The organism is Nocardiopsis sp. NRRL B-16309 (assembly GCF_001279585.1).
Lineage (GTDB): Bacteria > Actinomycetota > Actinomycetes > Streptosporangiales > Streptosporangiaceae > Nocardiopsis.
The window spans coordinates 1-10,814 of the sequence record NZ_LGEC01000107.1 but is presented as its reverse complement, the minus strand read 5'-3'; the positions used below and the strand labels follow the sequence as shown (position 1 = coordinate 10,814).

Annotated in this window: 9 protein-coding genes; 1 reads left to right on the top strand and 8 read right to left on the bottom strand. The window is 71.4% G+C overall.

Annotated elements, in window-relative coordinates:
• Positions 1-1,717, top strand: a 1,717-nt coding sequence (locus tag ADL05_RS31280; protein ID WP_197285919.1) for a hypothetical protein, incomplete at its 5' end; no start/stop codon positions are given.
• 74 nt (positions 1,718-1,791) lie between these two features.
• On the opposite strand, the gene ADL05_RS24355 is transcribed toward ADL05_RS31280, so the two are convergent.
• The 8 genes from ADL05_RS24355 to ADL05_RS24325 form a co-directional block, all read right to left on the bottom strand.
• Positions 1,792-3,597, bottom strand: coding sequence for a hypothetical protein (locus tag ADL05_RS24355; RefSeq protein ID WP_053619349.1), 1,806 nt, complete (start codon positions 3,595-3,597; stop codon positions 1,792-1,794).
• A gap of 450 nt (positions 3,598-4,047) precedes the next feature.
• Positions 4,048-4,260 (bottom strand): hypothetical protein, encoded by a 213-nt coding sequence (locus tag ADL05_RS24350; protein WP_156366008.1) that lies wholly within the window; start codon positions 4,258-4,260, stop codon positions 4,048-4,050.
• Between the two features lie 422 nt (positions 4,261-4,682).
• Positions 4,683-5,018: a GNAT family N-acetyltransferase gene (locus ADL05_RS31275; RefSeq protein ID WP_197285918.1), complete on the bottom strand. Its 336-nt coding sequence runs from the start codon at positions 5,016-5,018 to the stop codon at positions 4,683-4,685.
• A 74-nt stretch (positions 5,019-5,092) separates the two neighbouring features.
• Entirely contained in the window at positions 5,093-5,407 is a 315-nt protein-coding gene (locus tag ADL05_RS31270) for a hypothetical protein (protein ID WP_197285917.1), read from the bottom strand.
• Between the two features lie 97 nt (positions 5,408-5,504).
• Positions 5,505-9,023 carry a MobF family relaxase gene (gene mobF, locus ADL05_RS24335; protein WP_053619345.1) on the bottom strand — a complete coding sequence of 1,173 codons (3,519 nt, stop codon included), beginning with the start codon at positions 9,021-9,023 and terminating at the stop codon, positions 5,505-5,507.
• A gap of 277 nt (positions 9,024-9,300) precedes the next feature.
• Entirely contained in the window at positions 9,301-9,552 is a 252-nt protein-coding gene (locus ADL05_RS24330; RefSeq protein WP_053619344.1) for a hypothetical protein, read from the bottom strand.
• Entirely contained in the window at positions 9,549-9,710 is a 162-nt protein-coding gene (locus ADL05_RS30780; protein WP_156366007.1) for a hypothetical protein, read from the bottom strand. The genes ADL05_RS24330 and ADL05_RS30780 overlap by 4 nt, the downstream gene beginning before the upstream one ends.
• Positions 9,711-9,818: 108 nt before the next feature.
• The gene (locus ADL05_RS24325) at positions 9,819-10,613 is read right to left on the bottom strand and encodes a hypothetical protein (protein WP_053619343.1); all 795 of its coding nucleotides are present in this window, start codon (positions 10,611-10,613) and stop codon (positions 9,819-9,821) included.
• Positions 10,614-10,814: the final 201 nt, after the last annotated feature.

The window sequence follows — 10,814 nt, the reverse complement described above, 5'->3', positions numbered from 1 at the left end:
GGCCAAGAACCCGCCCGGGCTGATCTGGCGACTCGCCGAGGCCCAGGCCCTCACGGTCGGCCCTCAGGTCGTCAAGACGCGGGACTGCGCGTGCGGCGCTCAGGTCAACGTGCCGTGCCCGGAGGAGTGCACCGAGACGAAGGGGCGTCGCCCCATCAACCCGCGGTTCGCCTTGGCCACCGAGCCGCCGGGCGGACAGCTCTTCCCGGGGCCGATGAGCCGGTGGGAGTACCACAACCCCGGCAAGATCTCGAAGCGGCTGCGGGAGGAGGGTCCTGACAGCACGCTGCCGCCGCAGAACCGCCGCCAGCTCTTCCCGTTCTCCCAGGTTTTGGCCTGGCCCGCGTTCGACCGGACGCTGGACCTGCTGCACCTGGGGGTGTACGTGTTCATCGCGGCCCACACCAGCCTCTCCGAGAGCATGATGTCCACTCAGGAGGACCTGTACCGGCATGCCATCGGCCGCCGGTTCTCGCTGTCGGCGAGCAGGGTCAGTGAGATCACCCGGCATCTGGAGGAGCGCAAGTTCATCGCCAAGAACGGATTGGTCGAGCGCGGCGGCCACCGGCACGGGATGACGGGGGAGCCCACCTCCTACGTGCTCCGGGTCATGCCCCCGGCCGGCCTGATGCACCCGCAACCGATCCGTGTCTCGGAGTGGCGCGACGAGGACCGGATCACGCAGCGCCAGGAGGCGGTGCGTTCGGTCCGCAGCGCTAGCCTCCGATTCCCACACACCCCCTCTGACCTGCGAACTGTGGACAACTCTGGTTATCCACAGAAGGGGGTGTGTGGAAAGACGAGGGTGGGTGTGTGGGAATCGGAGGCTGTGGATGTGGAACCTGGAGAGCTAAATACAAACCCCACTACACACCCCACTACACACCCGTCTCCGTCCGTAGGCGCTCAGGCACGGGAAGGGGATCGCCCGGTTCGTGGCAGGGGACGTACGGACGGAGTGGGGGGAGCTCCGGCAGGGTGGGGTCATCAGAACGGGGCGCCTGCGGCGGCCCCGGCCGGGCCCGACCCGCTGGTGGACCTGGTGGAACGCTACGTGCCGCGGGCGATGTGCCGTGGCGGCCGGGCCGATCAGGAGGCGCTGGCCAAGATCTTGCGCGCCTTCAGCGCATACGGGTTCACGCAGGCGGAGATCGAGGACGCCTTCTTCGAGGTCAGTCCGGGCACGGTGGTGAATCCTTACGCCGTGGTCCGGGACCGGATCAAGTCCGTGCCTCGCTTCCGGGAGCACCTGAAGGTGGTCGCTGACCGTCGTGCGGCGGCCGCAGCGGCACGGCGGCCACGGGGTCCTGTGCCGGGCCGGTGCGGTGTGCACGGCACGGCGTACGTGCCGGAGCTGTCGACCCCGGAGGCTCCGTTCTGCTTGCGCTGTGATCAGGAGGTTCGGGAGGAGGCGGAGGCCGCGCTGGGCTGGGCTGTCGCAGCCGGACAGGTCGCAGGTGAGGAGTGGGAGCCGGTGGTGGAAGAGGTCGACCCGGAGGTGGCCGCGCAGCTCCTGGACAGTCTGCGGACCGCCTCCGCCGACACGACGGCCCCGACTGCTGGGAGCCCGTCAGGAGAGGACGATCAGTCGAAGGAGCCGCCTCCGTGCGGAAGCTGCCACGCGCTGACCAGGTCGGTTATGGTGAGCGTGGTGTCTGCGGCAGGTGTTGTGGAGGAACTACGTCCTTGTCCCGAATGTCATCCCAGCATGCGGTAAGTACCGATTCATCACCTTTACAACGTAAAGATGGTGGATTGGGAAACGACAGATTCAGGGTTGTTCTCAAGGGCTCAGGCTGCGCATCCTCGAGCGGCCCGGTGGTCGGGGCGGCCACTGGGTGTGCGCGGATAGCGCGGGCCCGAGAGCCTGACCAAGGTGCCGGGGGAGCGCAGTAGCGCGAGCTCCCGGCACCAAGCGGCCCAGGCCCGACGCTCGGCCGTGTAGCGGCGCATCCGGCGGCCGCGGGTCCCGCTCGTGCGCAATCGGGTGGCGGCCCGGTCGTAGCGGTCAGGGCGCAAGGTCCACCGGCCACCCTCGACCTCGGCCAGGTGCAGAGCCAGGAGTCGGCCCAGGTGGCGGGCCGTAGTCTTCGGCGTGTAGCCGGTTCGTCGGCTGAGGGCCTGCACCACCCGGTCCTGGGCCAACGGCGCCAGCAGAGCGAGCGCGGCCGCGCTGCGCTCCAGATGCCGACCGAGACCACCACGGCCTCCTGGACCGGGTTCGGTCCACACCTCGTGTGCGGCATGCTCCAGCCGAGCGCGGATCTGGCCGACCAGCCCGTCCCGGGTCTCCTCCGGGACCGGTGTCGCGGGCGCTGGGGTCGCTTGTGTGCCACCCCTGGGACTACCGGTCCTGACCACGCGGATCCGCCAGTCCTCCACCCGCACCAGGCGGTAGGTGTGTGCTCGCGGGCCCTCCCCTGACCGCACCAGCTCCAGGCGGCCGTCCATCCGCAGCCGGCGCAGAGCACGCGAGGCGGTCGAGGCGGTCATGCCGGTGGCGTCGGCCAAACGCCGACAGTCCACCTCCACCTCGGGCGCCAGGGCCTCCAGCGTCATCTGCGCGACGAACAGCAGCGCCTTGAGGTCGCTGGCCCCGGCCTGGGGCCGCCACCAGGACTCCCACCAGGTCGCCTCCCACACACGGGCGGCCTGCTCCACGAGCCCCCGCACCTGCTCGGTGTCCTCGCCCGGATGCGGGACGCGGTGGGGCAGGCGGGAGGCGAAGGCCAGTGCGCGCGCCCACTGGCGCACCAGCACCGCGCGCTGCTCGGACGGGCCGCGCCGGCGCCGCCGCCCCGGCCCACCCTGCGAGCGCAGGTGCTCCAGGCCGGGAGCACCCGCATGGCGGGCCACCAGGTCCACGACCTGGTCCTGGGACCAGCGGGACAGCGCGAGCCCGACCAGGATCCGCGCCAGGTGCGCGGAGGCGTCGACCGGGGCCTCGTCCAACAGGGCAGCCTGGGCCGCCGACATCGGCCGCCACCGGCCCACCAGGGCCCGCGCGGCGAGGTCGATGGTGCCGCCGCCGTCGGTCAGCTGGTCTGTCTCGGGCGGGGGAGGGCCGAGCAGGCGGGAGAGCTCGCCGAGCTTGGCGTGGTGGTTGCTGGCTCCGCACAGGTCCAGGGCATCGGCGGGATGTGTGGGGAAGAGAAGACGGGCGTAGCCGCCCAGGCGGTGCAGGGATCCGGGGGGGCGCACACAACCGGAGACGGGGTTGCACAGGGCGCTGATGTCCAGGCTGGGGCAGTGCTGGCGGGCCGCACGGGCGATGTCGCGCACCAGCTGCGGGTCCGCGCCCCGGCCGGAGCGGTCGTGGACCGGCACCCACAGGTGGCGGCCGCCGCCGGGCCCCGAGGCGACCGTGAAAAAGGCCAGGCCAGCGCGATCTAGGAGGGCAGCCAGGGTCCTCATGTCGGCCAGGACCTGCGCGGGTCCGCCTGTCTTGGTGTCCAGGTCGAAGACCAGGAAGCGGAACCCGGTCTCGTCGGCCAGGTACATCGCGAACGGGCCCTGCGGCGCCCGGGCACCGCAGGAGACCTCCTCGTCGTAGCGGTGCGCCCACGCCCCGTCCAGGGTGCGCACATCGACGCGCACACGGCCGCGGGGCGCGATCCACCGCGTGAGGTCCTCCCATACCTGGGCAGGGGGAATCGTGGTCTCGGGGGAAGGGGCTGGCCTGGGCACACGCGCGCCACGGCGCGGTGGTGTCCACCCGGTTTTCGGGCATACTGGGCCAAGCCCGGGGGCCTGGGGTATGATGGGCTCCGTCCGGACGTGGAAGCGTGCGGGAACGCCGAAGGGGCCTGGCCGCAAGGCATGCGGACAGGGTTCAGCGGCAAGAGGTCAGGACGGCCCGGTGTGGGCCGACCTAAAGAACCAAACGATCACCTCCCGGGGTGGTCGAGCGGGGCTAGTTGGCGCTAGTCCCCGAAACGGAATCTCTCTCCAGCAGCGGAGATCGCGAGCATTGGCGTGCGGATGCGATCTCCTACATCTTCAAATCTCGTGAACATAGCCCGGTTGGCCGCCGGGCTTCACGTGTTTCTAGGCGCTCTCGGGCAGCTCGCCCAGATTCTGGCGTCCCCGGTCGACGAGCGCGAGCACGTAGGCGTTCATGTCATCGAACCCCTCCTGCTGGTACTCGTTCTCCAGTTCGCCGAACACGTCGAGGGGGAAGCGGACAGTCAGGGGCTTGCGCGGCCCCTTGGACTTGCGACCCCCGGTCTTCTTCCTCTTCTTCCTCGTCATGTCACTCATGCCCCCTGTTCTATCAGAATCAGAAACGAGGGGATGGCGTTTTCGGCCCAGCCCACGCGATCATTGTGGATCGAGTCCGGTTTGTGGCCTTGAGCGCGGATCGTCACCGGGGGCAGGCGGCGCGATCTTCCCGAGCTGCTCCGCACCTCGGATGATCACTCAACGTGCCTATCCTATGGCAAGTAGTAACGTGCAGTGTTGGGCCCTTCGCCCCTTGTGATCCCGGCCTGCAGTGTGTAATGAACCGGGGGCATCGGCGCGGACCGGAACCCGCCTGGGCGCATCGACCGCGGTTCGCGAGTCCGGCCTCCGTGATTGCGTAGTGGGGGATATGGGCCAGAAGCTCCGGATCCAGTGGATCACGACCTCATCACCTGATGGACGGGACCCACCGGCCCATCACCGGCCACCGCTCACCGGGGTCATCGACCGTCCGCGAACCCGCACCGAGCGAGCCACGCGACGCGCCCCTCCACACCGGGGCCCTCGTCGGGGGCCGCGAACACCCACTCCAGCCTGCTCGCGGCCGCGGCCGCGACGAATTCCTCCACGAGCGCCCGCCCAACCCCGGCGCCGCGCCAGGAAGCAGCGACGACGACCGTCTGGATGTAGCCGTGCGGCGGCCCTACCGGGGCTCCCGGTCCCGGATACGCGCCGTCCAGCACGCCCTCCAACCAGCCCACGACACCGTCGCCGCCCTCGGCGAGTAGAAGGACACCCTCGCCCGGGCGGTAAGCCGCCCCCGCTTCGACGGCCAAAGCCACGAGCGCAGACCGATCTGCGGCCACGGCCCGGCGGATTCCGCCGGGAGGCCGTGGCAGTGCCGAGCGCGTCACAGGTACGCCGCGATGACTTCCAGCTCCGCGAGGCGCTCGCGCCGGCGGGCGATATCGGCGGCCACCGCACGACTGATCTCGGCGACATCGGCTTCCGGGACCTTGGCATCGACCAGGGCCTGGTGTAGCCACGGCGCCGAGGTCTCCAGCGCGCCCACCTCCGCCATTCGCATCCGCCACGCCAAGCGGGCGCTCAGTAGCGGCCCCACATCAGCCTCCGATGCGACCTGGGCAAGCCACAGGGGCACCACGTGTGCGCTCATCCAGTGCTCGGCCCACCCCGCCCAGCGCTCGTCACCGGGTTCGGGCATCCCGAGCGGCCACCCGCTCGGCCTCTCACGCCATGCACCCATTTGACCAGCCGTTCTTCCAGGTTCTGACCAGGATTCTATGTGTCCCGGGGCGCTGTCACCGGTTCGGGCGTTGCGCCGACGTGGGCCCGCCGGCTCCCGGGCGCGGCGGAGAACCGGCACCCCGAGCGGGGCGAGGCGCCGGGCGTCCGCCTCGCGCCAGCGCCGGACCGCGGGCCTGGGCGCCATCGGCGCGCTCGGCCTGAGCCCACAGCCGGTCCCAGCCGCGAGTCAGCTCCTGGTGCGCCGAGCGGATCACCTGCGGGTCGGCGGCCACCCCAGCGGCCTGGGCCCCCTCCCGGGCGCTTCGACGAGCCTGGTCCAACTGTTCGGTGGCCGCGGCCAGCACCCTACGAGCCTGGTCGGCTTGCGTGCGCACCTGGGCGCGGCTGGTGCCCTCCAACGCCAGCGCCACGTGGCCTCGCTCGGCACGGGCGTCGAGTTCGCTCACCCGCTCCCGCGCCTCCGCCACAGTGGTGGCGGCCTCGGCCACGCGCTCCAGAGCGCCCACGGCCTCGACCAGCGCCCGGCGGCGCTCCAGCAGAGCGCGGCCGCGCGGCCCCGGTTCGTCGGTCGCGGCGGTGACCGGGGCGGCTCCTGCGTCGCCGCGGCCGCGCACGGCCTCGCCGGTGACCATGGCGTCGTCGGGCTCGTTGACGGTGGGCGCGTAGGCAGCGACCGCGCGGTCGGTGCGCTCGCGCTCGGTGCGCGCTCGGCCGCGCTCGACCTGCTCCTCCAGGCTCTCCAGGACGGCCAGAGGAAGGTAGAGGTCGGTGCGGAGCTTGGCGCGTGACATCGCCGAGTACAGGGTGTGGCCGTCCACGCCGAGCCCGTAGACGTGGGCCCGGTCGGCGGTCAGGCCCTGGGCGGCGGCCACGGTCAGGGCGTAGCCGTGGCTGAGGTGACCCTGGGCGATCTGGGAGGGGCTGATCCACTCCTGGGTCTTCTCGCGGCCTCGCCGCCACTGGATGAGCGCGCCCTGGCGCCGGTCGACCTTGAGGACCTCGGCGCGGTAGCCGTTGAGCACGTCCGCCCTCTCGGCATCGCGGCGGGAGCGATAGTCGTTGGCGCGCACCCGCACGATCTCGCCGCGGGCCAGGCTCAGGCGCTCCCCTCCGGCCAGGGCGAAGGTCACGTCGCGCCCCGTGAGCCGCTTCTCCAGGCGGAACAGGCTGCGGGCGCGCAGGTTCAGCTCCTCCACGTCGGTGTTGCGCCCGGCCAGCAGCAGCACGTGGTCGACCACGTCCAGTGCCGCGGGGTGGTTGGAGGCGTCGCGCCACCAGTTCGCCAGTGCGGCGACGAAGGCGTCGGCGGGGGCGTCGGCGGCGTGCACGCGACCGGCGCCCGCCCACTGGGCGAGCGCGGTGAACCGGGCCTCGTTGGTGCCCTCGCGCCAGGTCGCCAGCGCGGTCCGGTCGAGCTGGACCTTCTGGCGCATGTTCTCGTCCAAGATCGCGCCGTCCACGATGCGGTGGATCTCGGCGAACCCTCCGCCGATCCCGACCGCGCGCAACTGCTTGGGGTCGCCGATCCCGACGACCTTGACGCCCTGGGTCTCGGCCGCCGTCAGCAGGCGGGTCAGGGCGCGGTCATCGACCATGGCGCCCTCGTCGATGACCAGGACGTCGATGTCGCCGAGCCCCTGGCCGTTCTTGACCGCCTCCAGCAGGGACGCGATGGTGCGCGAGCCGATGCCCGCCTCGGCGTGCAGGTTCGCCGCCGCCACCGCCGCGGTGGCGGCCCCGCCCACGCGCAGGCCCTGGTCTTCCCAGACCTGGCGGGCGGCGCGCATGATCGTCGTCTTGCCCGCACCGGCCACACCGATCAGCGACTCGACGCCGTGCCCGGCACCCACCAGGCGCTCCAGAGCCTGGCGCTGGCGTGCGGAGAAGGCGAACCCCTGGTCGCGTTCGGCCTGGTCCAGGAGGCGGCGCGCGTGTTCGACGGGCACCTGGGCGCAGCCGGCGAAGCGGCGCTTGCGGGTCTGGGCGCGGATGGCCTGTTCGGCCTGGAGGACGTCGGAGCTGGTGTAGCGGGCGGCGTTGGCCATGTGCGCGCCGCCGGAATCGGGCAGCCGCACCGCGAAGGGGGAGGCCAGCACGTAGTCGGTGAGGCGTTCGGCCGCCTCCAGGTCGGCGATACCGTCGGGCAGGGCCTGCATCACCGCGCGGAAGACGTCGGTGCGGCGCACGACCTTCTGGCTGGCGGTGACCCCGCGCTCGGGGTCGAAGACGATGCGCGCCAGCTCGTCGGGGGACAGTGGCGCATCCGGGATCGCCGTACCTGCGGCGGTGCTGCCGCCGCCCAGGACGGCCGCGACCAGGGCCTCGGGGTCGATCCCGGCGTCCAGGGCGCGCTGGCGCCACTGGGCCCGGACATCGGTGGGGGCCAGGTCCTGCTTGTCCTCGGCCAGCTGGGCGGCCACGACCCTGGACTGGGCGGAGGTGGCGTCCTTACCTGCGGCGGCGAGGATCTGGGCGCTGCGCCGGGAGAACGGAGCGCGCTGCTCGGGGCCGACCGGGTCGATCTCCCAGGCCCGGGTGCGCTCGTCGCGCATGTAGACCAGGCCCAGCCGGTCGCGTAGCTTGGCGCGCATCCGCGCCTCCACGAAGGAGCCGAGCGCGCCGATGTGGCGGAAGAAGTCCCGGCCCCCGGCCGCGACCGTGCGCCACTGGCCGTCCGAGCACAGCACCATGTTGGCCAGCATCACGTGCGCGTGCAGGTGGGGATCGCCGACTTCCCCGTCCACCGGTCGCGCGGTGCGGTGCAGGGTGATGGTGCCCATCAGCCCGGAGGTCTCCAGCACCTCGGCGGTCTGGCCGTCGCCGTGGTGGCCGCTCATCCCATAGGCCACCCACTGCTCGGCCGCGGCCACGGTCTCGCGCACGCTCTCCATGAAGATGTCCTCGACCAGGCGGTTCAGCGACTCGTCGCCGAGCGCGTAGAAGGCACTGAACGACTTGGGCAAGTCCAGGCCCATATCGCCGCCGCGGTTGCCCGAGCGCACCCGGCGGTCGGCGTTGGCCAGCGCCTCCTCCAGGTCGGCGGCCGGCCACAGCGTCTCCGGGTCGATCCCGGCGGCTTCGGCGATGGGGACCATCTCGGCAGCGGGTGCGCGGTGGGCATCGCCCTCCCGCTTGACGCCCCGCTCCAACTGGGCGAACCGCTCAGCCAGGGCGTCGGTGCCCAGGAGTTGGGCGCTGCTCATGCGGGCGGCCTCGGCGACCTGCCACACGGCCTCCACCAGCTCGCGCGCGGACAGCTTGGCGTCGGGGTGCACCGACAGCTTCGGCTTCACCAACCGGGAGCCGTCGCGCGGGTCGCGCCCGTCCATGATCGCGCGCGCCATGTCCAAGTCGTCGGCCGAGCGCAGCGTGGTGCCCGCCGCGATGCCGAACTCGGCCAGCCCGGAGCCGACCCATTCCAGCGGGCGCTCGCCGGAGGCGAGCCGGTATTCAAGCTGGGCGTCGTTCTCCTCGGGGGTGAGGATGACGCCAATCTCGCACCCGGACTGGGCGGTGAGGCGGTACTCGACCTGAGCCTGATCCGGCCCCATCTTGCGGTACGAACCGCCCACCTGCACCTCCTCACCGTGAGTGCGACACGCCGAACTCTGAGTATCGAAGATACCTGGGTACATCCGTTTTTTGAACCACTGACGCGCATTCGAACATATGTTCGAATGCGCGTCAGTGGTTCCCCGGTTGAACCTCGCTTGTCCGGGGTTCAACCGAACAACACTGTGCGGCGTAGCCGCTCCTTTTCCCGGGGCCAGCAACCTTCTCGGGAACCGGGTGCGAGCACGCGAAAGGGCCCCGGCGATCGCCGGGGCCCTGACAGGATGCGGTGGTGTCTCAACCGTCGGTGTGGACGGTCAGTGCGACGACGCGGTGGTCGTAGAACAGGACGGTCATGACGAACCCGAGGCCGCGAAGCTGGCGGATGTAGGGGTCGTCGGGGTATTCCGGGTGCCCGATGGCGAGTTCGTCGGGATCATCGGCCGCCGCCAGTTCCAGCAAGGCATCCCCGGCGCGGACACGGACGAGGGGTGTCAGGGCGCGCAGCTGTTCGCGAACCCGTGGGTCCAGGGTGATGGAGCGCTTCACGCAGCGTGCTCGGCGTCGTCCAGGAAGACGGCGTACAGCGTGCGCCGCATGGTCGCCTCGTCGGCGGCCTCGATGGTGATGCCCTCGGGCGGGAGGCCGGCCGCGGCGCGGTGGCGGGCCTGCTCGATGACGTCGGCGTCGGTGACCGGTGCGTCCACGTCGGGCTCCTTCCTCGTATCCCAGGAGACCACGGTACCAACACGCCTTGGTCTCGGATATGCGAAAAGGGGCCCCGGTTGTCCGGGGCCCCTGGTTCACCTACCAGATCAGGTGTTCTCGCCCGAGCGGTGGTGCGGGTGTTCGGCCTCGCCGGTACCTGCCAGTGCGTGCAGCAGATCGGCGAGATGGTCTTCCCCGTACTCGTCCGCGAGCACAGCGAGCTGGACGGCCGGGCCGTCGTTGTTCACGGCTGCGGCGCGGCGCGCGAACACCTCGCTCACCGCCTCGTCCAGCGCGCCCTCATCCGGGTCGAGCTGGGCGGCCAACCGGTCCAGGTGGGTCGGGGGTGCGGGCGTGGCGCTGGTCTGCTCTGGGCGACTCTCCTCGGCGAGGCCGCCCAGGACGACCCCGTCGTTGAGGACGACCTCCAGCGGGACCTGCCCGGCGCCGTCGCGCGGCCAGCTGTCGTCGGCGCCGTCGGCGCCGATCCACACGACCAGGCCCTCGGGCTCTTCGCGGACGCCGACGACGATGCCGCCGATCTCGATGGCGGGGTCGGCTCCTTCCTCGGCGTCCGGCCACAGGAAGCGGGCGCGGCAGTCTGGGACGGAAGCCACGTCCTCCGCCCAGGGGGCTGCGAGATACTCACCTTCCCGAGCCTCGTTGTAGATCGCGATCGCCTCGGCGGGGTCGGCGGGCGGGCTATCGGGGTCGTCGTCGAACAAGGGCAGCTCGTCCCACCGCTCGTGGACCCTGCGGAGGCGTTCCCGCTCCGCAGCGGCCTCGGAGGGAAACAGGGAGATCTCCTCCCCCGGGCACGAGTTCATGCGGCTCTCCTCGAAGAGCACCCACACCTGCGTGAGCGGCACGGGGTGGGAGGCGGGCGCGTTCTGGTCGGTCATCGGGCTCCTATGCGTATGACGGTCCGGGGTGTGGGGCGGGGTGGTGGGCCCCGCCCACGGGCCGGGGGACCGGCTAGACGCCGATCCCCCGGTGGTTGTCGCTCTGTCGGGGCTCAGATGACGACGCAGTCCACGTCCTTGTGGCAGCACAAGCAGTGGTGCAGGTCGTCGGGGAACTCTGCCAGGTGGCTCAGGTCACCC